General features: G+C 66.5%; 25 protein-coding genes. 15 read left to right on the top strand and 10 right to left on the bottom strand.

Annotated features, from left to right (window positions below):
• Window position 1 precedes the first annotated feature (1 nt).
• From AC59JP_RS07250 to purH, 4 genes are read left to right on the top strand one after another with little or no spacing between them, the layout of a single operon-like run.
• Window positions 2-1,144 (top strand): DUF5336 domain-containing protein, encoded by a 1,143-nt coding sequence (locus tag AC59JP_RS07250; protein WP_497325055.1) that lies wholly within the window; start codon window positions 2-4, stop codon window positions 1,142-1,144.
• A gap of 54 nt (window positions 1,145-1,198) precedes the next feature.
• Window positions 1,199-2,599: a cell division protein PerM gene (locus AC59JP_RS07245; protein WP_497325054.1), complete on the top strand. Its 1,401-nt coding sequence runs from the start codon at window positions 1,199-1,201 to the stop codon at window positions 2,597-2,599.
• Between the two features lie 56 nt (window positions 2,600-2,655).
• The gene (gene purN, locus AC59JP_RS07240) at window positions 2,656-3,282 is read left to right on the top strand and encodes a phosphoribosylglycinamide formyltransferase (protein ID WP_497325719.1); all 627 of its coding nucleotides are present in this window, start codon (window positions 2,656-2,658) and stop codon (window positions 3,280-3,282) included.
• Complete coding sequence (gene purH, locus AC59JP_RS07235; protein ID WP_497325053.1) at window positions 3,275-4,831, top strand: bifunctional phosphoribosylaminoimidazolecarboxamide formyltransferase/IMP cyclohydrolase; 1,557 nt, start codon at window positions 3,275-3,277, stop codon at window positions 4,829-4,831. The genes purN and purH overlap by 8 nt, the downstream gene beginning before the upstream one ends.
• On the opposite strand, the gene AC59JP_RS07230 is transcribed toward purH, so the two are convergent.
• On the bottom strand, window positions 4,828-5,304 hold the full coding sequence (locus tag AC59JP_RS07230; protein ID WP_497325052.1) for a glutathione peroxidase: 477 nt from the start codon (window positions 5,302-5,304) through the stop codon (window positions 4,828-4,830). The two genes, purH and AC59JP_RS07230, sit on opposite strands and share 4 nt — an antisense overlap.
• An 82-nt stretch (window positions 5,305-5,386) precedes the next feature.
• Here AC59JP_RS07230 and AC59JP_RS07225 point away from each other — a divergent pair, with 82 nt between their 5' ends.
• The 4 genes from AC59JP_RS07225 to AC59JP_RS07210 are packed head-to-tail and all read left to right on the top strand — an operon-like array spanning window position 5,387 to window position 10,048.
• The gene (locus tag AC59JP_RS07225; RefSeq protein ID WP_497325051.1) at window positions 5,387-5,743 is read left to right on the top strand and encodes an ArsR/SmtB family transcription factor; all 357 of its coding nucleotides are present in this window, start codon (window positions 5,387-5,389) and stop codon (window positions 5,741-5,743) included.
• On the top strand, window positions 5,740-6,654 hold the full coding sequence (locus AC59JP_RS07220; protein ID WP_497325050.1) for a cation diffusion facilitator family transporter: 915 nt from the start codon (window positions 5,740-5,742) through the stop codon (window positions 6,652-6,654). Before AC59JP_RS07225 ends, AC59JP_RS07220 begins: the two co-directional genes overlap by 4 nt.
• Before the next feature lie 38 nt (window positions 6,655-6,692).
• Window positions 6,693-8,072, top strand: a complete 1,380-nt coding sequence (locus tag AC59JP_RS07215) for a sigma 54-interacting transcriptional regulator (RefSeq protein ID WP_497325049.1) — start codon at window positions 6,693-6,695, stop codon at window positions 8,070-8,072.
• Window positions 8,072-10,048 carry a vWA domain-containing protein gene (locus tag AC59JP_RS07210; protein WP_497325048.1) on the top strand — a complete coding sequence of 659 codons (1,977 nt, stop codon included), beginning with the start codon at window positions 8,072-8,074 and terminating at the stop codon, window positions 10,046-10,048. Before AC59JP_RS07215 ends, AC59JP_RS07210 begins: the two co-directional genes overlap by 1 nt.
• An 18-nt stretch (window positions 10,049-10,066) precedes the next feature.
• Here AC59JP_RS07210 and AC59JP_RS07205 read toward each other — a convergent pair whose 3' ends face one another.
• The 5 genes from AC59JP_RS07205 to rpmB are packed head-to-tail and all read right to left on the bottom strand — an operon-like array spanning window position 10,067 to window position 12,186.
• Complete coding sequence (locus tag AC59JP_RS07205) at window positions 10,067-10,519, bottom strand: hypothetical protein (protein ID WP_497325047.1); 453 nt, start codon at window positions 10,517-10,519, stop codon at window positions 10,067-10,069.
• A 19-nt stretch (window positions 10,520-10,538) separates the two neighbouring features.
• The gene (locus AC59JP_RS07200; RefSeq protein WP_497325046.1) at window positions 10,539-11,462 is read right to left on the bottom strand and encodes an AEC family transporter; all 924 of its coding nucleotides are present in this window, start codon (window positions 11,460-11,462) and stop codon (window positions 10,539-10,541) included.
• 14 nt (window positions 11,463-11,476) lie between these two features.
• Entirely contained in the window at window positions 11,477-11,734 is a 258-nt protein-coding gene (rpsR, locus tag AC59JP_RS07195; RefSeq protein WP_497325045.1) for a 30S ribosomal protein S18, read from the bottom strand.
• Between the two features lie 48 nt (window positions 11,735-11,782).
• Window positions 11,783-11,950 (bottom strand): 50S ribosomal protein L33, encoded by a 168-nt coding sequence (gene rpmG, locus AC59JP_RS07190; RefSeq protein WP_497325044.1) that lies wholly within the window; start codon window positions 11,948-11,950, stop codon window positions 11,783-11,785.
• Entirely contained in the window at window positions 11,950-12,186 is a 237-nt protein-coding gene (gene rpmB, locus AC59JP_RS07185) for a 50S ribosomal protein L28 (RefSeq protein WP_497325043.1), read from the bottom strand. The genes rpmG and rpmB overlap by 1 nt, the downstream gene beginning before the upstream one ends.
• Window positions 12,187-12,235: 49 nt before the next feature.
• On the opposite strand from rpmB, the gene mrf reads away from it, so the two are divergent.
• From mrf to rpmF, 3 genes are read left to right on the top strand one after another with little or no spacing between them, the layout of a single operon-like run.
• Window positions 12,236-13,393 carry a ribosome hibernation factor-recruiting GTPase MRF gene (gene mrf / locus AC59JP_RS07180; protein WP_497325042.1) on the top strand — a complete coding sequence of 386 codons (1,158 nt, stop codon included), beginning with the start codon at window positions 12,236-12,238 and terminating at the stop codon, window positions 13,391-13,393.
• Entirely contained in the window at window positions 13,383-13,664 is a 282-nt protein-coding gene (locus AC59JP_RS07175; RefSeq protein ID WP_497325041.1) for a type B 50S ribosomal protein L31, read from the top strand. Before mrf ends, AC59JP_RS07175 begins: the two co-directional genes overlap by 11 nt.
• On the top strand, window positions 13,664-13,831 hold the full coding sequence (gene rpmF / locus AC59JP_RS07170; RefSeq protein WP_497325040.1) for a 50S ribosomal protein L32: 168 nt from the start codon (window positions 13,664-13,666) through the stop codon (window positions 13,829-13,831). Before AC59JP_RS07175 ends, rpmF begins: the two co-directional genes overlap by 1 nt.
• Here rpmF and AC59JP_RS07165 read toward each other — a convergent pair.
• Entirely contained in the window at window positions 13,824-14,681 is an 858-nt protein-coding gene (locus tag AC59JP_RS07165) for an aldo/keto reductase (RefSeq protein WP_497325039.1), read from the bottom strand. The genes rpmF and AC59JP_RS07165 overlap by 8 nt on opposite strands.
• A gap of 71 nt (window positions 14,682-14,752) precedes the next feature.
• Here AC59JP_RS07165 and AC59JP_RS07160 point away from each other — a divergent pair, with 71 nt between their 5' ends.
• Entirely contained in the window at window positions 14,753-15,232 is a 480-nt protein-coding gene (locus tag AC59JP_RS07160) for a cation:proton antiporter regulatory subunit (RefSeq protein WP_497325038.1), read from the top strand.
• Window positions 15,233-15,235: 3 nt separating this feature from the next.
• Window positions 15,236-16,405: a cation:proton antiporter gene (locus AC59JP_RS07155; RefSeq protein WP_497325037.1), complete on the top strand. Its 1,170-nt coding sequence runs from the start codon at window positions 15,236-15,238 to the stop codon at window positions 16,403-16,405.
• 3 nt (window positions 16,406-16,408) lie between these two features.
• On the opposite strand, the gene AC59JP_RS07150 is transcribed toward AC59JP_RS07155, so the two are convergent.
• Both AC59JP_RS07150 and AC59JP_RS07145 read right to left on the bottom strand, forming a co-directional pair.
• On the bottom strand, window positions 16,409-16,888 hold the full coding sequence (locus tag AC59JP_RS07150; protein WP_497325036.1) for a DnaJ family domain-containing protein: 480 nt from the start codon (window positions 16,886-16,888) through the stop codon (window positions 16,409-16,411).
• A 19-nt stretch (window positions 16,889-16,907) separates the two neighbouring features.
• Window positions 16,908-18,140, bottom strand: a complete 1,233-nt coding sequence (locus AC59JP_RS07145) for a L,D-transpeptidase (protein WP_497325035.1) — start codon at window positions 18,138-18,140, stop codon at window positions 16,908-16,910.
• Window positions 18,141-18,297: 157 nt separating this feature from the next.
• On the opposite strand from AC59JP_RS07145, the gene zwf reads away from it, so the two are divergent.
• Window positions 18,298-19,776 carry a glucose-6-phosphate dehydrogenase gene (gene zwf, locus AC59JP_RS07140; RefSeq protein ID WP_497325034.1) on the top strand — a complete coding sequence of 493 codons (1,479 nt, stop codon included), beginning with the start codon at window positions 18,298-18,300 and terminating at the stop codon, window positions 19,774-19,776.
• A gap of 69 nt (window positions 19,777-19,845) precedes the next feature.
• Window positions 19,846-20,781 (top strand): endonuclease/exonuclease/phosphatase family protein, encoded by a 936-nt coding sequence (locus AC59JP_RS07135; protein WP_497325033.1) that lies wholly within the window; start codon window positions 19,846-19,848, stop codon window positions 20,779-20,781.
• On the opposite strand, the gene AC59JP_RS07130 is transcribed toward AC59JP_RS07135, so the two are convergent.
• A complete protein-coding gene (locus tag AC59JP_RS07130; protein WP_497325032.1) occupies window positions 20,765-21,292 on the bottom strand; it encodes a P-loop nucleotide/nucleoside kinase family protein in 528 nt (175 codons plus the stop codon). The two genes, AC59JP_RS07135 and AC59JP_RS07130, sit on opposite strands and share 17 nt — an antisense overlap.
• Window positions 21,293-21,322: the final 30 nt, after the last annotated feature.

Below are 21,322 nucleotides of genomic sequence, written 5' to 3'. Positions count from 1 at the left end.
CATGACCTTCTCGTCAGGGGAACCCGACCAGCCGAGCACGCCCGAAAAGCCTGCCGCTCCGGACCCGACGCCGTCGTTCAGCGGGCAGGCCGGAGGATCGGAGTCGAGCGGGCAGGCCGAAGCCCGGTCGGGATCCGAGACCGCACCCGCCGACTCGGCTGCCGCCACCGCGCGCATCGTCAGGATCGCGACGCTGGTGTTGGTGGGCTTGGGAGTCGTGAACTTCCTGTTGGGCCTCGCGCCGCAGCTCACCGTGGCGGGGTTCAGTCAGAACTTCTTCGGCGGCGACCCGACCTCCGTGGCCCTCTTCCTGGCCGCAGGGGCCGTGGCCGGTGTCGGATTGCTTCCGAAGCAGCGCGCCAACTTCGGCGTCGCCGCCGCACTGTCGGTCGCCGCGTTCCTGACGTTGGTGTTCCAGTCGTTCAACATCACGCCCGACGTCTCCGGGTTCGGCCAGACCATCGACGCCGGCATCGGCATCGGCACGATCCTGGTGCTCGTACTGGGCTTCGTTCAGACCGCCGCCGCCGTAGCCGCGTTGCTGCTCGAGTCGGGAGTCGTGACACCGCCCGCCCCGAAGCCGAAGGCCCCGCAGCAGCCGGGCGGCCTCGGACAGAATTACGGCGGTCAGAACTACGGTGGACAGAACTACGGCGGTCAGAACTACGGCGGCCAGAATTACAGTGGCCAGCCGTACGGCGGACAGCCCTATGGGTACGGCAATCAGCCACAGGGTTCCCAGGGGCCGCAGGGATACGGCCAGCCCGCCGCTCCCCGGGGTTACGGCGCACCGCAGGGTTATGGCGCGCCCCAGGGCTACGGGCAACCCCAGAACTACGGCGCCCCGCAGGGCTACGCACCGCCCCAGAACTACACCGGAGCGCAGGGCTACCCCGTAGGCCCCAGCCAGCAGAACCCCGGCCAGTCCGCTTACGGTCAGCCCGGTTCCGGTCAGCCCGGTTCCGGTCAGCCCGGTTCCGGTCAGCCACAGCCCTACTCGGCCCCCGGTTACGCCGAGCCGCGTCCGTCGAGCGAACCCACCCAGAGCTACCCCAGTGCTGGTTACCCCAGTGCTCCGAAGCAGGCCGAGGACAAGACGACCGCAATGCCGGAGGCAGCCGCCGACGACGAGCACAATCGCTAGTCCCTTCGGCGCGCCTGTCCGACGGGCCGGGGCGTCGGTGAAACCCTGTGACGGGTGAGTTCCCTCCTGAGTTCCCAGTCATCGAGAGCGCAGGGACCGCGAGACCGTCACACCGGCGGCCCCGGACCGTCGCCGGAACTGGCCAAGAAGCTGGTAGTGGTCGGACTGAGGCCCGTCGGCGTTCTCCTGGCTCTCGTCGCCGCTGTCGTCGTCATCACGCTGGTCTCGGCGAACAGCGATCTGACGGGCACGTTCGGAGCCGTCGCCGGGTCGTGGTTGGCGGTCCACCACGTCCCCCTCGGGATCGGTGGAGCCGACCTCGGAATCCTGCCGCTGCTGCCGACCATCGTGCTGATTGTGTCGGTGGCGCGCGGCTGCGCGGGTGCTGTGTCCCCGACCAGCACCCGTCGTGACGTCTGCTGGGTACTGGCCGCGGCACTGGGAGTTCCACTTCTCTTCGCGGCCGTGATGCTCGCGATGATCGAGGACGCGTCGTCGGTCATCGCGCTCTCGACACCGAATGCGCTCGTCGCCTTCGGTTGGGTGCTCGCCGTGCACGCGACGGGCGCAGGTGTCGGCCTCGTCGCCGGCACATGGCCCGGAGTTCTGCAGCGAGTCCACTTGCCGCCGTGGGCTGTTGCTACGTTCGTCCCCGCTGCCCGCGCGCTCGCGACTTTGGTCGCAGGCGGTGCTGTGCTCGTCGTCGCCTCGCTGGTGATGTCGTGGTCGACCATCGGTGCCTTGCTCGAGACGGGCGACGGCGTCATCGGCGCGCTCGGCCTCACGGTCGTGTCGATCCTCTATCTCCCGAACGTCGTGATCGGTGCGGCTGCTGTGGTGTCGGGCTCGTCCGCCCACGTCGGGGCGGCCACCGTGTCGTTGTTCGACACCACGGGCGGCCCGCTCCCGGCGGTGCCCGTGCTGGCCGCGCTCCCGGAGTCGTCGGCGCAGGTGTGGTGGCCGGTGATGCTGGTGGTCCCCGCTCTCGCCGCCTACCTGCTGGGACGGGGATGCGCATCCGGCACGCTTTCGGCCGTCGACGCACTCCGGGCCGCCGCCGGCGCCTCGGTGCTGGTGGGCGTTGTCTCGGTGATCGTCGGGTACGTGGCCGGCGGCGCGATGGGTACCTTCGGCGATCTGGGCGTCGACGTACCGATCCTGGGTCTTGCAACCTTCTGCTGGACGCTTGTCGTCGGCGGATCCACCGCGGCGGTCGCCGGCCATCTCCTGCACCGTCACGAGGTCACCGATGCCTGGCTCGACCATCACGACGAACCGGACGAGCCGGCGGTGTCGGTCGAACCTGTCGCGGCCATCGAAGCCGCTCCGGCCGCCGAGGACGTCGTCGTCGAGGACGAGGTCCCGGAAGAAGAATCGGACGAGTCCGTCGTGGACGACGACAAGGTGGTCGACGCCGAGGTCGTGGAGATCGACGACCCCGACGAAACGCGCTGACCTGATCCCGGTCTAGGGTTTCGGGTGGGTCGGACCGGCCCACCCGCCCTCATCGCATCAGGAGAAGCGCGCTGTTAGCCCCGCTGTCGCACCCGGCCCGCGTGGTCGTCCTCGCGTCGGGCACCGGAACGCTTCTCCGCTCGCTCGCCGAGGCGGCGACCGACGACTATCCAGCGCGCATCGTGGCGGTCGGCGTCGATCGTGCTTGTGCTGCCGCCCGATCCGGTATCGAGACCTTCTGCGTCGCCGTCGCCGATTACTCCGACCGCGCAGCGTGGGACGCCGCTCTCACCGCCGCAACGCTCGCGCATCGGCCCGACCTGATCGTGTCGGCCGGGTTCATGAGGATTCTCGGGCCGACGTTCCTCGCCGAGTTCGGCGGACGCATCCTCAACACGCATCCCGCTCTGCTGCCGTCGTTTCCGGGCGCGCACGCGGTGCCGGACGCGCTCGCGCACGGTGTGAAGGTGACCGGAACGACGGTCCATCTCGTCGACTCGGGCGTCGACACCGGACCCATACTCGCGCAGGAGGCCGTTCCCGTTCTCGAGGGGGACGACGAGTCGACTCTGCACGAACGAATCAAGACGGTGGAGCGGCGGCTGCTGATCGACGTGATCGCTGCCGTTGCCTCCCGAGGTGTGATCTCCGATGGACGAAAGGCTCAGATTCCCAGTGAGTGACAACACGAAGGCAATTCGCCGCGCTCTGGTGAGTGTGTACGACAAGACCGGGCTCGAAGAGCTGGCGGCCGGATTGCACGCCGCCGGAATCGAATTGGTCTCGACGGGGTCGACCGCCGGCCGCATCGCCGCCGCCGGTGTTCCGGTGACCCGCGTCGAAGACCTCACGGGCTTTCCGGAGACCCTCGACGGTCGTGTGAAGACTCTGCACCCGCGCGTGCACGCGGGGATCCTGGCGGACACCCGGAAGCCCGAACACCTCACGCAGCTCGGCGAGTTGGGCGTGGCACCGTTCGAACTCGTGGTGGTGAACCTCTATCCGTTCACCGAGACCGTGGCGTCGGGCGCGACCCCGGACGAGTGCGTCGAGCAGATCGACATCGGCGGTCCGTCGATGGTGCGCGCTGCCGCGAAGAATCATCCGTCCGTCGCGGTCGTGGTGGACCCGGCCCGGTACGCCGACGTACTCGCGGCCGTCGAGGGCGGAGGGTTCACCCTCGAGCAGCGGATTGCGCTCGCCGCCACAGCTTTCCAGCACACGGCCGCATACGACGTGGCCGTCGCATCTTGGATGACCAACGTCCTCGACACCTCCGACGCGTCGTTCCCGCGGTGGATGGGCGGCACCTGGGAGCGTGAATCGGTGCTCCGGTACGGCGAGAATCCGCACCAGGGCGCCGCGCTGTACGTGGACCCGACGGCGCAGGCGGGTATCGCTCAGGCCGAGCAGCTGCACGGAAAAGAGATGTCCTACAACAACTTCACCGACGGCGACGCCGCATGGCGCGCCGCGTACGACCACGAGGAACCCTGCGTCGCGATCATCAAGCACGCCAACCCGTGTGGGATCGCGGTGGCGAAGGACATCGCCGACGCCCACCGCAAGGCGCACGCGACCGACCCGGTCAGCGCCTACGGCGGCGTGATCGCGGCCAATCGCGAAGTGACGGTGGAGATGGCCGAGCAGGTGGCCGAGGTCTTCACCGAGGTCATCATCGCGCCGTCCTACGCCGACGGTGCACTCGGAGTTCTCCAGCGCAAGAAGAACGTTCGCGTCTTGCGCGCGGCTCCGCCGGTGGGCGGCAGCGCCGAGCTGAAGCAGATTTCGGGCGGTGCGCTGCTGCAGCAGAAGGACGCACTGGACGCCGAGGGCGACGATCCGGCCAACTGGACCCTGGCCGTCGGTGATCCGGCCGACGCGGACACCTTGGCCGATCTTCGGTTCGCGTGGATCGCGTGCCGAGCGGTGAAATCCAATGCGATCCTCATCGCCTCGGACGGTGCAGCCGTCGGCGTCGGCATGGGTCAGGTCAACCGCGTCGACTCGGCGCACCTCGCGGTGCAGCGAGGGGGAGACCGAGTCGAGGGAGCGGTGGCTGCGTCCGACGCGTTCTTCCCGTTCCCCGACGGCTTCCAGATCCTGGCCAACGCCGGTGTGAAGGCCGTCGTTCAGCCGGGCGGTTCGATCCGCGACAACGAAGTGATCGAAGCGGCGCGCGACGCCGGTGTGACGATGTATCTCACCGGCTCGCGACACTTCTTCCACTAGAGAATTTTTTCGATGTCCCCGGTCAGCTTTTCGGGCTTGGTGGTGGGTCCGAAACGCTTGACGACCTTGCCGTCCTTGTCGACGAGGAATTTGGTGAAGTTCCAGTTGATGCGTCCGCCGAGCAATCCGGACTTCTGCTTGCGCAGCCACTCGTAGAGGGGATGCGCTTCGGGTCCGTTGACCTTGATCTTCTCGTGCAGCGGGAAGGTCACGTCGTAGCGCAGTGAGCAGAAGTTCTTGATCTCGTCCGCATCGCCGGGTTCCTGGTGCCCGAACTGATCGCACGGGAACCCGAGGATGGTCAAGCCCTTGTCGGCGTACTTCTTGTTGAGGGCTTCGAGGCCTTCGTACTGCGGGGTGAAGCCGCACTGCGACGCCGTGTTGACGATCAGCAGTGGCTTGCCGCGGTAGGCCGAGAGGTCGACGGGCTCGCCGTCGATGGTGGTGGCGGTGAAGTCGTATGCGGTGGTCATAAGTGTCCTGTTCCCCGTCGGTTACGTCTTTCCATTGCTTCGTTCCCGGCGGCAGCTCGGATCGTAAAGCTATTATCTGCGTATGAATGCAGACAGTCGACTTCCGGACGATCAGGTCGACCTGGTGGTCGAGGTGTTCCGGATGCTCGCCGACAGCACGCGCGTGCAGCTTCTCTGGGCGTTGGTGGGCGGCGAGCAGTCGGTCAACGAGCTGGCGACGCACGTGGGCAAAGCAGCGCCGTCCATTTCGCAACATCTCGCGAAGCTGCGCATGGCCCGCCTCGTGCGCACCCGCAAGGACGGCACCCGCGTCATCTACCGTCTCGAGAACGACCACGTGCGGCAGCTGGTCACCGATGCGGTGTACAACGCCGAACACGCCGGACCCGACATCCCGAATCACCACCGCACCGTGCTCGAGGCGGTGTCCCGCGCATGACGAGCGGTCACGGACATGGCCACGGGCACGCGGACAAGGTGGACGACGCACTCGAGTCCTCGGCCGTCGGTATCCGGGCGGTCAAGATCAGTCTCGTCGCGCTCGGGCTGACGGCGGTAGCGCAGCTTGTGGTGGTCGTCGTGTCCGGTTCGGTTGCGTTGCTGGCGGACACTGTCCACAACTTCTCCGACGCGCTCACCGCGGTGCCGCTGTGGATCGCGTTCGTGCTCGGTCGGCGCGCCGCCACCAAGCGCTACACCTACGGGTTCGGCCGCGCCGAGGACCTCGCCGGGTTGTTCGTCGTCGCGATGATCGCGTTGTCCGCCGTGATCGCCGGTGTCGAGGCGGTGCGGCGGCTCCTCGATCCGCAGCCCGTCCAGCATCTCGCCGCCGTCGCGATCGCAGGCGTCGTCGGGTTCGTCGGCAACGAAGTCGTGGCTCACTACCGAATTTCTGTGGGCCGGCGCATCGGGTCGGCCGCTCTCGTCGCCGACGGGTTGCACGCTCGGACCGACGGATTCACCTCCCTGGCCGTCGTCCTCGGCGCGGGTGGGGTGGCGCTGGGGTTCCCACTCGCCGACCCGATCATCGGCCTGGTCATCACCGTCGCCATCCTCGCGGTGCTGCGCACAGCCGCGCGAGACGTCCTCCGCCGCTTGATGGACGGAGTCGAGCCCGAGTTGGTGGACGCGGCCGAGGCAGCGCTCGCCTTGCAGCCGGGAGTGCTCGCCGTCCGGGCCGTACGCATTCGCTGGATCGGGCACCGCATGCACGCCGACGCCGAGCTCGACATCGACGCGTCGACCTCCCTCGCCGACGCGCATCGACTGGCGCACGACGCCGAACACCGCCTCGCGCACGCAGTCCCGAAGCTCGACTCCGCGGTGGTCCACGCCTACCCCCACCACTAGCGCGTGCCGATCGGCGCAAAGGCTCGTACGTTGGAGAGGTGACTGCTCCCACCATCGCCACCGTCGGCGCGCTGCGCGCGTCGGGCCACGTGCAACGCACCATCAAGGAAGAACTACGCGACAACCTGCTGGGCCGTCTTCGGGACGGAGACGACGCCTGGCCCGGCATCCTCGGTTTCGAGGACACCGTCATTCCCCAACTCGAACGTGCGCTGCTCGCCGAGCACGACGTCGTCCTCCTCGGCGAGCGCGGGCAGGGCAAGACCCGTCTGCTGCGCACCCTGGTCGGTCTGCTCGACGAGTGGACTCCGGTGATCACCGGGTCCGAGCTGGGTGAGCACCCGTACGAGCCCATGACCCCCGCGTCGATCCGGCGGGCCGGCGAGCTGGGCGACGATCTGCCGATCAGCTGGCGTCACCGCACCGACCGGTACTCCGAGAAGCTCGCGACGCCGGACACCTCGGTGGCCGACCTCGTCGGCGACGTCGACCCGGTCAAGGTGGCCGAGGGCCGCAGCCTCGGTGACCCCGAGACCATCCACTTCGGGCTGGTGCCGCGGACGCACCGCGGCATCGTCGCCATCAACGAACTCCCCGACCTCGCGGAGCGCATTCAGGTCTCGCTGCTGAACGTCATGGAAGAGCGTGACATTCAGATCCGCGGCTACACCATTCGGCTTCCGCTGGACGTGTTGCTGGTCGCGAGCGCCAACCCGGAGGACTACACCAACCGCGGCCGCATCATCACGCCGCTGAAGGACCGGTTCGGCGCCGAAATTCGCACGCATTACCCGCTGCTGCTCGAGGACGAGATCGCCGTCATCGAGCAGGAGGCCAAGCTCACCGCCGCCGTTCCGGGGCATCTCCTCGAGATCCTGGCCCGGTTCACTCGGTTGCTGCGTGAGTCGCCGTCCGTCGACCAGCGGTCCGGAGTCTCCGCCCGCTTCTCGGTCGCGGCGGCCGAAACCGTAGGCGCCGCAGCGGTTCACCGCGCTGCCGTGCTCGGCGAGGCGGACCCGGTGGCTCGGCCTGTCGACGTCGGCACGATCGTCGACGTGTTGCGCGGCAAGGTCGAGTTCGAGTCGGGCGAAGAGGGACGCGAAACGGAGATCCTCACGCACCTGTTGCGCCGCGCCACTGCGGACACCGCGCGCGAGCGGCTCGGCGGAATCGACATGAGCTCCATCGTCAATGCTGTCGAGCAGGGCAAGCCCGTCGTCACCGGTGACCGGATCACCGCCAAGGCGTTGCTCGACGAATTGCCGGAACTGCCGATTCTCGACGAGATCGCCGAGCGGCTGGGCGCGTCGTCCGACGGTGAGCGAGCCTCGGCGGCCGAGTTGGCCCTCGAGGGTCTGTACCTCGCGCGCCGGATCGCCAAGGACACCGGAGACGACGGGCAGACGGTGTACAGCTGATGCGCCACACTCGCTACGGCCCGTACGACGGAGGGCCGGACCCACTCGCCGCCCCCGTCGACCTGCGGGAGGCGCTCGAAGCGATCGGCCAGGACGTCCTGGAAGGTTCGTCTCCGCGCCGGGCGATGCAGGAAATGCTTCGCCGCGGAACGAAGAACATGCGCGGGCTCGACGACCTTGCCGCGCAAGCGAATCGGCGTCGCCGCGAGATGCTGAAGAAGAAGAATCTCGACGGCACTCTGCAGGAGGTTCGCGAGCTCCTCGACAAGGCGGTACTCGAAGAGCGCAAGGCGTTGGCCCGTGCGCTCGACGACGACGCTCGCTTCCAGGAAATGCAGATCCAGGAGCTGCCGCCTTCGACCGCGCAAGCGGTGCAGCAACTCTCGGATTACGACTGGCGCAGTCCCGAAGCGCGGGAGAACTACGAGAAGATCAAGGACCTGCTGGGCCGGGAGGTGCTCGACCAGCGATTCGCCGGCATGAAGCAGGCGCTCGAAGGGGCGAGCGAGGAAGACAAGCAGCGTGTCACCGACATGTTGTCCGACCTCAACGACCTGCTCGACGCCAACGCCCGCGGTGAGGACACGCAGGAGAAGTTCGACGAGTTCATGGACAAGCACGGCCAGTTCTTCCCGGAGAACCCGAAGAACGTGGACGAGCTCATCGACTCGCTGGCTCAGCGCGCTGCTGCGGCGCAGCGGCTGCGGAACTCGCTCAGCCCGGAGCAGCGAGCCGAGCTGGATGCGTTGGCGCAGCAGGCTTTCGGAAGCCCCGAGCTGCAGGATCAGTTGAGCAAGCTCGACGGTCACCTGCAGGCGGCCCGGCCCGGTGAGGACTGGAACGGATCGCAGGACTTCCGCGGGCAGGAGGGCATGGGTCTCGGCGACGGCACCGGTGCACTGCAGGACATCGCCGAACTCGAGCAGCTGGGTGACCAGCTGAGTCAGCAGTACAACGGCGCAGCCCTCGACGACATCGACGCGGAAGCGTTGGTTCGCCAACTCGGCCCCGAAGCGGCAGCGGACGCCAAGACGCTTGCCGACCTCGAGAAAGCCCTTCAGCAGCAAGGGTTCCTGGACAAGGGGGCCGACGGTCAGTGGCGGCTGTCCCCGAAGGCGATGCGCCAGCTCGGGCAGTCCGCGTTGCGCGAGGTGGCGGGCAAGCTCAACTCCCGCGGCGGCGAGCGTGACACACGCAAGGCCGGCGCGATGGGGGAGCCCACGGGAGCGTCGCGGGCGTGGGAGTTCGGGGACACCGAACCGTGGGACACGGTGCGCACCATCAACAATGCGGTGCTGCGGACCGCGTCTACGGCCGGGCAGGCCGGAGGCCGGTCGTCGATCGAGGGGCAGTTACCTGTGCGGCTCGCCGTCACGGATGTGGAGATCACCGAGACGGAGCAGCGGGCGCATGCGGCCGTGGCCCTGCTCGTCGACACGTCGTTCTCGATGGTGATGGACGGACGTTGGGTTCCGATGAAGCGCACGGCGCTGGCGCTGAATCACCTCGTCAGCACCAGGTTTCGCGGGGACGACCTGCAGATGATCGGCTTCGGCCGGCATGCGCAGACTCTCACCGCGTCGGAGCTGGCGGGTCTGGACGGTGCGTGGGATCAGGGCACGAACCTGCATCACGCCCTGATGCTGGCCGTGCGGCACCTGCGGCGCAATCCCAACGCGCAGCCGGTGGTGCTGATCGTGACCGACGGCGAGCCGACAGCGCACCTGGAGCCGGACGGTCACGCGTTCTTCGACTACCCGCCGCATCCGAAGACGCTGGGTTTGACTGTGCGAGAGCTCGATACGCTCGCCAAGCTGGGCGCGCAGGTCACGATCTTCAGGCTGGGCGACGATCCAGGTCTCGCCCGGGTGGTCGACCGGATGGCGCAACGAGTCGGTGGACGCGTGGTGGCGCCGGACCTGGACGGCCTCGGCGCCGAGGTGGTGAGCAACTACCTCAAGGCCAGACGGCGGTGAAAGACCTGGTCGAGAGATCTACACGCCGTTGAGGACCTTGCGGTCGCCGACGGGGGCGGACAGGTCGAGCACCATCGTGCCGTAGACGGCAATCATGATGCACGACTTGTCTTCTGCCGAGACGAGCGTCCCGGTGCGCAGGGTGATGGTGACGTCGGTCGGCGTCTCCGCCACCGACGCGTCGGCGCCGTAGCACTCGGGTGAGCCGGTGACGAAGTGGACGGCGATGCGGTTGCCGGGCAGAGGGGACCACGCCTCGAAGGGAGTGGTCTGCGCGCGGAGCAACGTGGGCATCGCGGTGAATTCCGTGCCCACCTGGTCGTCGGACACCTCCATCGGTACCGGAGGGGCGCCTGGCGTCGGAACGAGGTCGGTGGGGGTCGGGGTGGGTACGTCGTCGTCCGCAGCGGATCCTCCGCCGCACCCGGTGAGGGCGAAACACAGCAGGAGACCGAGCGCGAACAACCTCATGACTCCAAGGTAGCCGTCGTCACGCGAGAAGCGCCGAAACCAGGGCGATTACCGGAATCGAGATCAGTGTGGTGACGAAGGCGCTGTCACGGGCGAGGACGACTCCGCGCCCGTAGCGGCTGGCGTAGATGAACACGTTCTGCGCCGTCGGCAGGCTCGCGATCACCACGACGGCGAACAGTTCGGTGCCCTGCATGTGCCAGCCGAAGCGAGCGAGCGCCCACGCCAGGACGGGAAGAACGCCCATCTTCAGGATCGCGGCGACCACGACGTCGCGCCGCGGGCTGTCACCGCGCTGCAGGACCCGGACCCCGTAGAGGGACATCCCGAACGCCAGGAGGGCTCCCGGGACGGAGGCATTGCCGATCAGGACGATGGGTTGCATCAACGGGTCTGGGAGGTGCAGTCCGAGTGCAGCCAGGACGAGGCCGGCGAGGGCGGCGATGACGATCGGGTTGCGGAAAGGGGCGGTGACCGTCGCGCGAAGGGACGCGCCCGCCTTGGAGGTGGACACGTCCAGCAGTGTCAGGGCCAACGGCGAGTAGATCAGGATCTGGAAGAGCAGCAGGGGAGCGACGAACGAGGCGTCGCCGAGCACGTAGGCGGCGATCGGAATTCCCAGGTTCGACGCGTTGACGTACGACGAGGCCAAGGCTCCGATCGTGGCGTCCGGCAACCGGCGCTTCGCGAGCAGAGCTCCGACGAAATACGCCGCACCGACGATGAGCGCGCTGACCGAGGTGACGGCCAACGTGGGTGAGAAGACCGTCTTCAGGTCGGCGCGCGCCAGCGTCCCGAAGAGAAGGGCCGGAGTGGCGACGAAGAAGACCAACCGCCCCAGCACCTGCTCACCCGCATCGCCGAGGACGCCGACCCTCGCGATGACGTAGCCCACCGCGATGACGACGAAGATGACGGTGAAACCCGCGATGACACCTGACAACGCGGGAACACCTCTCAGCGACTGGTGACGAAGGGCAGCAAAGCCATCTCTCGTGCGTTACGGACGGCGGTGGCGACCTGACGTTGCTGCTGCGGCGTCAAGCCGGTGACGCGCCTGCTGCGGATCTTGCCACGATCGGAGATGAACTGGCGCAGCAGATTCACGTCCTTGTAGTCGACCTTCTCGACGCCGGCCGCGATCAGCGGGTTCTTCTTGGGCTTGCGGCCTTCGTCGGCCCGTGCCTTCTTCGACGGAACTCGTTTGTTCGCCATTGGTTTCCTTACAACTCGACTCGACGGGACAATCGTACGGGACCGGTATCACCGCTCTTCGCGGAAATCGACGTGACGGCGCAGAACCGGGTCGTACTTTCTGATGACCATGCGGTCGGGATCGTTGCGACGGTTCTTGCGGGTCACGTAGGTGTAGCCCGTGCCGGCGGTGGATTTCAGTTTCACGATCGGCCGGATGTCGGTGCTCTTGCCCATCAGATCTTCTCCCCGCGGGCGCGGATGCGGGCGACGACGGCCTCGATGCCGTCGCGATCGATCGTCTTGATTCCCTTCGCGGACAGGGTGAGCGTGATGCGCCGCCCCTCGCTCGCGAGGAAGTACGTCTTCTTCTGGATGTTCGGATCCCACCGACGACTCGTGCGGTGGTGCGAATGCGAGACGGACTTACCGAATCCCGGCTTCCGTCCCGTCACTTGGCAGTGCGCGGACACGCAGACCTCCCTTGTTGACAACAGTTGTCAATAGCGTAGCTTATCGACAATGGTTATCGAAAAGACCTCAGTGGTTCTGGTGTGTGGGTGGGACGGGCCGGTGGCGCGCACCGCTCGGTCGCTGCTGCGCGCGGGTACGGCCGTCGTTCGTCTCGATCTGGCGCACGTTCGGGAGGGAGTCGTTCGGCGGACGGTCACGACCGTCGACACCGAGCACGAATCCGTCCTCGAACTGGCGCACGGGTGCGTCTCGTGCACCGTTCGTGAGGGGCTACTTCCCCTGCTGCGACTGTTGTCCCAGCGCAGCAACGTCGACCGAATCGTCGTACAGCTCGACCCCGAACTCGAACCGGAGGCCGTCATCTGGGCGATCCGGCACGTGGTCGTGGCGGGAATCAACGGCCGGGTCGACGGGCCCGCATCCCTGGACGTCGTCGTCGAGACGGTCGTCGCATGCCTGGACGCCGACACGTGGCTGACGGACGCGACCGGCGACGACGCGCTGGACGACGACCGGACCGTCGCGCAGATCGTCGTCGGCCAGGTTGCGGGCGCCGATGTGATCGTCGCCGGTGAACCGAGTTTTCCCACCGTTGCCGTGCTGGCGCGGCTCGCCCCCGAAGCCGTTGTGAGCTCGACACTTCCGGCGTCGTTCCCCATCGGTCGGCACGCGAACTTCGACGCCCACGCGCCGTTGCTGCGCGGCGAACCGCCGCTGGATGCCGATCACGGCGTCGAGCTGGTCGAGTTCACCGCCGCGAGGCCCTTCCATCCCGAGCGATTGCACGACGCTGTCGACGTGCTGCTGGACGGTGTGGTCACCGCACGCGGACGCATGTGGGTGGCGACGCAACCGGAGCACGCCCTGTGGCTCGAATCGGCAGGCGGCGGACTGCGTGTCGCGAGCGCAGGGCGCTGGTTGGCAGCGATGACGCCGCAGGAGCAGGATCGCCAGCCCTCCGAGCGCCGCGCACTCGCTGCGCTGCACTGGGATTCACGATTCGGCGACCGACACACCTCGATGGTCGTGCTCGTGCACACCGCAGATCCCGACGACATTCATCGCGCGCTCACCCGTGCGCTCCTGACCGACCACGAAATGTCCGAGCCGTGGGACTGGCACGACCCGTTCGGCGGTTATCACGAAGATCCCTGTGAGACAACCGGTCTCACCTTGTCCGAGAAAGGGCACAAGAATGAAGAATGACATTCACCCCGACTACCATCCCGTCGTCTTTCAGGACTCCGGCACCGGCGGGGCGTTTCTCACCCGATCGACGATCACCAGCGACAGAACGGTGACGTGGACCGACGGTAACACCTACCCGTTGGTGGTCGTGGACGTGACCAACGAGTCGCACCCGTTCTGGACCGGCGCAGCGCGCGTCATGGACACGCAAGGTCGCGTCGAGAAGTTCGAGCGCAAGTACGGGAAGGCCGGAGGCCGGCCGATATCTCACGGAAAGCGAGCGCGCTGATGGCCGTTCCGAAGCGGAAGAAGTCCCGCTCGAACACCAGAAGCCGACGCGCACAATGGAAAGCGACGCCGCCCGACCTCGTCGAGGTGACGGTCGGGGGCGTCGCTCATAGGGTTCCGCGCCGGCTCGTCAAGGCCGTGCAGAGAGGGGTCTACGACCCTACTTGACGGCCTTTTCCAGCTCGGCGAACTCGTCGGCGGACAAGCTCACGCCGGCCGCGTCGATGTTGTCGTCGACGTGGGCCACCGACTTGGTGCCGGGGATGGGGAGCATCACCGGCGAGCGCTGCAGCAGCCATGCGAGCGCGAGCTGCGACGCGGATGCGTTGTGCTGCTTGGCCAGTGTGTCGAGCTTGCCGCCTTCCTTGGCCAACTCACCGGTTGCGAGCGGGAACCACGGAATGAAGGCGATCGAGTTGTCTGTCGCGTAGTCGAGAAGCTTCTCGGCATCGCGGTTTGCGAGGTTGTACAGGTTCTGCACCGACGCGATGGTGGCGAACTCCGACGCCGCCTTCACGTCGTCGACGTCGACCTCACTGAGGCCGATGTGCTGAATCTTGCCTTCCTCCTGCAACTTCGCGAGCTCGCCGACCTGATCGGCCAGCGGGACCTGTGGGTCGATGCGGTGCAGCTGGAAGAGCGGGATGCTGTCGAGGCCCAGGTTGCGCAAGCTCATCTCCGCCTGCTGACGCAGGTATTCCGGGCGGCCGACGGGACGCCAGTCGCCGGGGCCGGAACGCGTCAGGCCGGCTTTGGTGGCGATCACGACGTCGTCGTTGTACGGGTGGAGCGCCTTCTTCAGCAACTGCTCCGCGACGACGGGACCGTACGAGTCGGCGGTGTCGAAGAAGGTGACGCCGCGCTCGACGGCGCGCTGCAGGACGCGAACGGCCTCGTCGGGATCCTTCGGGTCACCCCAGACGCCTTCTCCCGTCAGCTGCATGGTGCCGAAGCCGAGCCGGTTCACCGTGGTCGTGCCGCCGATGGCAAATGTTCCTGAATCCGCTGCTGATGTCATACATGGGCCAACACACCTCGTACGCCGACAATTCCTCACAGCGGCGGCGGGTCCGGCGTTAGCCTTGCGGAATGAACGTCGAGGTGACCCTTTTGCCGGGTATCGGAGTGCGCAAGGACTTCGCGCTGGCGAACGGCCGGCGCATCGGCGTCATCACGCGCAAGGACGGCAAGAACGAGCTGATCGTGTCGAAGAAGGACGATCCCGACGCCACACAGGCGTCGATCACACTCAGCAACGAGGAGGCTGCGGCACTGGGCAACCTTCTCGGTACGCCGCAGTTGGTGGCGCAGCTCGGTGAAGAACACCGCGAACTTCCGGGGATCAGGACCAAGCAGCTTCCCATCGTCGAAGGGTCGAAGTTCGACGGTCGTCAACTCGGCGAGACGGCGATGCGCACCAAGACGGGCGTGTCCATCGTCGCCGTGATGCGTGCGGGGCAGGTACAGCCGTCGCCCACGCCGAGGTTCACGTTGGTTGCGGGCGATCTTCTCGTGGTCGTCGGGACGGCCGAAGGGCTCGACGCCGCCGCCAAGATTCTCGGCAGCTGACGCATGACCGACACCGCGCTGTCGCTCACCCAGCTCGGTGCGGTGTTCTTCGTCCTCGGACTGCTCGCGCGGTTGGCGGGGAGGATCGGCATATCGCCGATTCCGTTCTACCTGATCGCGGGGTTGGCCTTCGGTGAGGGCGGACTCTTCCAGCTCGACGGGATCGACGAATTCAGCCACCTGGCAAGCGAAATCGGCGTCGTTCTGCTGTTGCTGTTGCTCGGGCTGGAGTACACGGCCACCGAGCTGGTCACCGGACTGCGGCAATCCTGGATCGCCGGGCTCGTCGATCTGGTGCTCAATTCCGTTCCGGGAGCGGTGATCGCGTTCGCCCTCGGGTGGGGCCCGGTGGGCGCGTTGGTGCTCGGCGGAGTCACCTACATTTCGTCGAGTGGCATCGTCGCGAAAGTTCTCAGCGATCTCGGCCGGCTGGGCAACCGCGAGACGCCGGTGGTGCTGTCGATCCTGGTGTTCGAAGACTTGATGATGGCGCTCTATCTGCCGATTCTGACGGCAGTGCTTGCGGGCGTGAGCTTCTGGGGTGGGCTCGAAGCGGTGGGCATCTCGCTGGTCGTGATCACGATCGTCTTGGTGGGGGCTCTGCGGTACGGCCGGTTCATCTCGGCGCTGATGGACAGTCCGGACCGAGAGGTGGTGCTGCTCAAGGTGCTCGGGTCGGCGCTGCTGGTGGCGGGGATTGCGTCGGCGATGCAGGTGTCCGCTGCGGTCGGGGCGTTCCTACTGGGAATCGCGGTGTCGGGGAGCACGGCGCAGACGGCGACGCGGGTGCTCGAACCGCTGCGGGATCTGTTCGCGGCCATGTTCTTCGTCGTGTTCGGACTGAATACCGACCCCGGCAGCATCCCACCGGTGATCGGTTTCGCTGTGCTGCTCGCGGTGGTGACGACCGCGACGAAGATCTTCACCGGTGCGTGGGCGGCGAACCGCCTCGGCATCGGTCGGTTGGGCCGGATGCGCGCCGGAGCGGCGCTCGTCGCTCGCGGCGAATTCTCGATCGTCATCGCCGGTCTCGCGTTGGCGGCAGGGGCGGTCGAGGGTGAGCTGGTGGCGTTGGCGACGGCATACGTTCTGCTGATGGCCGTGCTGGGGCCGATCGCGGCCCGCGTGGTGGAACCGGTGACGCGGATGGTGACCGAGCGCGCGGCGACCTGACCTCTACTTCCGACGGAACCAGCGGCGCTTCGGGGCCCGCGGCCCCTCGGTCGGCCGCGATGGCTCAGGCGGCTTGGCGCGAACCTGCGACTCCCGCCATGCCGCCACGGTGGCCTCGACGTCGACTCGCTGGATCCAGATGCGGGGCCCGACAGGTGTGCGTGTCCAGTCCACTATTCGTTGGTTGAGATCCTCGATGCGTTGTCGGACAACGGCTTCGGATCTGATCGTGCGCAGTTCGTCGGGTAGACGTTCGATCTCCTTTCTCAGCTGCAGGGGCAGCGGAAGGAGAGCGTCGGCCGGAACATTTTCGCGACGGAGGTAGCCGCGTATCCACGCCGAATCGTCGTGTCGCTTACCCGCCCCGGGTATCGGTTTCCCGAGGCCGGGAAGGTCGTCGAAGGCGCCTTTTTTCGCGGCGTCGCTGATTTGCCGCTCGACCCAGGACTCGATGGAATCAGAACGCGGCTTCCGCTCTGTCACTCCTCGAGTCTGCCATCCGTCAGATGGCGCTGCCGGCAACCCACTCGCTCCACGGGACGCTCCAGTCACCGTTCTGCCACTGCTGCAACGGTGCGCCGCCGGTGTTGCGTACCTCGACCACGTCACCGGGGACGGCGAAGTTGTAGAACCACTGCGCGTTGGTGCTGTTCAGGTTCAGGCAGCCGTGCGAGGTGTTGGTGTTGCCCTGCGCCCACACGGTCGAGTCGAGCTGGTGGAGATAAATTCCGTCGTTGCTGATGCGCGTGGCGTAGTTGATCGTCTCCTTGTATCCGAGACGGGAATTGACGGGGAGTCCGAACGTCGAGGAGTCCATGACGACCGGGTTCGCCTTGTCCAGGACGGTGTAGATACCGGGCTGCGTCCAGAACGTGATGGTCTGATTGCCCACCTGCTCGCTACCGCCCATCCCCATCGACGTCGGCATGGTCCGGACGAGGTTTCCGTTCTCGTAGACCTCGACCTGCTTGGTGTTGTCGTCGGCGATGGAGACGTGGGAGTCGCCGATGGTGAACGAGGTGCTGACGTCCTCCTGGCCGAAGAGTCCGGGGCTGACTTCCTTGCCGTAGACGTCGGCCCGAATGGTCACCTTGGTACCGGGCGCGTAGTAGTTCTGGGGCCGCCAGTGCACGTTCTGGTCGTCCGCCCAGTACCAGGATCCCTCCACGGGAGGCGTCGTCTGCACGGACAGAGTCCGCTGCGCCGCTGCGCGATCGGTGATGGGCTCGTCGAAATGGACGACGGCGACGATCCCGACGCCGAAGGTCCCGCCGTCGGTCAGGAGGTTGCCGCCGGACGACACGAAGCTGGGCAGTGTCTGGTTGCCGGGTGTGACGGTGGTGAACGTGCTGGTCTGCTGAATCGGCTTGCCGTCGGCGCCCGACGCTGTGACCGCGATCGAGTACGTACGGCCGTAACCGAGAGGCACGGACGGCTTCCACCCGATCTTGTCGGGCGTCATGATGCCGTCGATCGGGGTGCCGTCGTCGTTGGTCATCGCGACCGTGTCGAGCGTCCCCTGAGCGACGTCGACCGTGACCGGTGCGAGCGGGTTCACCGCGTCGGCGCCGTTGCCGGGGTTGAACGTGACCACGGCATCGGGCGCGGCCGGCGTGGTGGTCGTCGCGTTCGACCCACCGTCCGCACCGCCTCCCGCGCCGCACGCTGCGACGAGGGCCACGACAATGGTCAGGGCTATCCACAGCGGAAAACGCCTGATCAGACGGTGCAACATGTGTGTACTACTCCCGACTCGACTGTGATTGCGGCCCTGACGCGGACCCGCGTACCTCCACGGTACCGACCTATCATCCCAGAAAGCGCACCACTCGTTACTCTCTGCAACGGCTGAACCGAGCGGAACCGGTCATTCGGTGCAACCATCAGTCCTTGTGACCGCACGCCATTCGGAGCAGACCGATCCACTGTCGCCTCAGGTCGTCGTACTGTTCGGAGCCACCGGGGACCTCTCCCGCCGCAAGTTGCTCTCCGGGATGATGCATCTGGCTCTGTCGGATCTGGCACCGCGCATCCGCGTCGTCGGGACGTCGTTGGAGGAGATGTCCAGCGAAGACTTCCGCACCCTCGCCTTCGACGCGATCACCGAATTCTCGAGCCGCAAGGTCTCGAAAGAGGTCTGGGACAAGTTCGCCGGCAAGCTCAGTTACGTCTCGCAGAAGAACGGTCCGCAGGCGTTGGCCGACGCCGTCGCGGCAGCCGAGAACGAGCTGGCCGACCCGACGACCCAACGGCTCCACTATCTGAGCGTTCCGCCGAAGGCAGCACTGTCGGTGATCGACATGCTCGCGCAGGCCAAGCTCGTCGAGCGGTCGCGCGTCATCATGGAGAAGCCGTTCGGCACGGATCTGTCCAGCGCCATTGCACTGAACGCCGCGGTGCACGCCACGTTCGACGAGAGCCAGGTCTTTCGCATCGACCATTTCCTGGGGAAGGAACCGGCTCAGAACATCCTGGCGTTCCGCTTCGCGAACGGATTGTTCGAGCCGATCTGGAATCGCAACTTCATCGATCACGTTCAGATCGACATTCCCGAGACGTTGGGTCTGGACGGTCGCGTCGGATTCTACGAATCCACCGGCGCCTTCAAGGACATGGTGGTCACCCACCTGTTCCAGGTGCTGGCGTTCATGGCGATGGAACCCCCGACGGCCCTGGAACCGGGTGCGATCGGCGAGGAGAAGAACAAGGTGTTCCGGTCGATGATGCCCATCGACCCAAACAACGTTGTGCGCGGCCAGTATTCGGGCTACCGAGACGAGGTCGGTGTCGAGAGGGACTCCGACACCGACACGTTCGTGGCGCTCAAGTGCCATATCGACAACTGGCGGTGGGCCGGCGTGCCGTTCTACCTCCGCACGGGCAAGCGAATGTCGGAGGGGCAGCGCATCATCTCGATCGCGTTCCGCGAACCCCCGAAAAGTATGTTCCCCGCGGGTTCGGGTGTGGGAGCGCAGGGTCCGGACCACCTCACGTTCGACCTCGCCGACTCCTCCAAGGTGTCGCTGTCGTTCTACGGCAAGCGTCCGGGTCCCGGAATGAAGCTCGACAAGCTGAGTTTGCAGTTCGCGTTGCAGGACACCGAAAGCGTCGGCGAGGTTCTCGAGGCCTACGAACGACTCATCCTCGACGCGATGCACGGCGATCACACCCTGTTCACGACGGCCGAAGGTATCGAACGCCTGTGGGAGGTGTCGGCGCCCCTGCTCGAGGACCCGCCACCCGTTCGCTTCTACGCACCGGGAACGTGGGGCCCCAACGCGATTCACCAGATGATCGCGCCGAACGCGTGGCGTCTGCCGTTCGAGCGGGCGTGGCGCGAGAAGAAGGAACCGGTTACTTCCAAGGACTGACGGAGTCGACATCTCGGTGGGTGGTGTCCCACGAGCATCACTCCTTCCCACTCGAGTAGCCTCGGCGGCATGAGAGTCGGACGCGTCATCGTCGGTTTCATCGGTGTCGCGGGGGTCCTCGTCGGGGTGGCAGGCCTCTTCGCTTTCTTCACCGGGCACCTGATTCTCCTCGCGTCGTTCGTTCCTGTGCTGCTGTGCGTCGCCCTCGTCGGCACCGTTGTTCTTGCCGCGGTGCGCAACTGGGGTCTCGCTGCAGTCGGGGCCATCGTGGTGGTCGTGGGTATCGTGACCCAGGCGCCGCTGTTCGTCGCGAACTCGCCGGTGGTCACCGATGGTCCCTCGGTGCGGCTGATGCAGGCCAATCTCGAGCTGGGCGAGGCCGACCCCGGCGCGGTGGTCGACATGGTTCGAAACCGAGACGTCGATATTCTGACCGTCGAGGAACTGACCGACGAGGCTGTCGACGGTTTGCGTCGGGCCGGTCTGGAACAGCTTCTGCCGCAGCAGTTCCTGGCGCCCTACACCCTGGGTGGGGGAACCGGGATCTACAGCAAATTCCCGATTTCCAACGGTCGGAACCTCGACGGTTACATCCTCGGAAATCTCGTTGCCGACGTGGACGTCGGTGCGTCGGAGCCGCTCACGTTGTTCGCCGTCCACCCGATTGCGCCTTTTCCGCGGTCGTCGGAATGGAACGCCGAGATGACCCGTCTGCGTGGTGATGCGGCGGCGGTCGGAGACAGAACGGTGGTGATGAGCGGCGATTTCAATTCGACGTATTCGCATCGTAGATACCGGGACTTCTTCGCCGACGGTTTCACCGATGCTGCGGACGGTCTGGGGGCCGGAATTCTCCCGACGTACCCGACGGACATGGCGTATCCGCCAATCGTGGCGATCGATCATGTTCTGACCAAGCACGCCTCCGCGACATCGATCGAGTCGTTCGACATCCCCGGATCGGATCATCGCGGGCTGATCGTCGACATCACGATCGCGAACTGACACCGAGCACTCCGACGATCGTGCGGACGGCCTCGTCGGGAGAAGTTGTCGCAGTGTCGATCACGAGGTGCGGCTCGGGCCACGGCTCGTAGTCACGTTCGACGATGTCGCGCCACGTCGGTAGCGCCAAGCCGACGACGTCCACCGTGCGGTTCTCCGCTCGTCGCCGATGCTCGGCGGGGTCCGAACAAACGAGCTCCACGTCGAGCGAGTCGGCGCCGGCCTCCTCCGCAACTCGGCGCCACGCTCGGCGCGTGACGTTCAGCCCGTTCACGCACTCGGAGACCACGACGGCGCCCAGCCGCAGGTTTTCACCGGCGAGTGCATATCCGACGCTGTAGCCCGCGATGCCCGGCAGGTCGGCGATGCCGGACCCGATCACCGCCTGCTCGATGGTGTCCACGCGTAAGTAGGGCGCACCCAGGTAGCGGGCAAGACGTTGCGAGACAGTTGTTTTACCGACGGCGGGCAGTCCGCCGACCACGATGGAGGTGGGTCGGTATCCGATCATGGTGTCACCATAAGCAGACGCCGCGCAGCC

The organism is Rhodococcus sp. 320_ES (assembly GCF_059691855.1).
The sequence above is the reverse complement of the archived record's forward strand: the minus strand, read 5'-3'. Positions and strand labels throughout refer to the sequence as shown.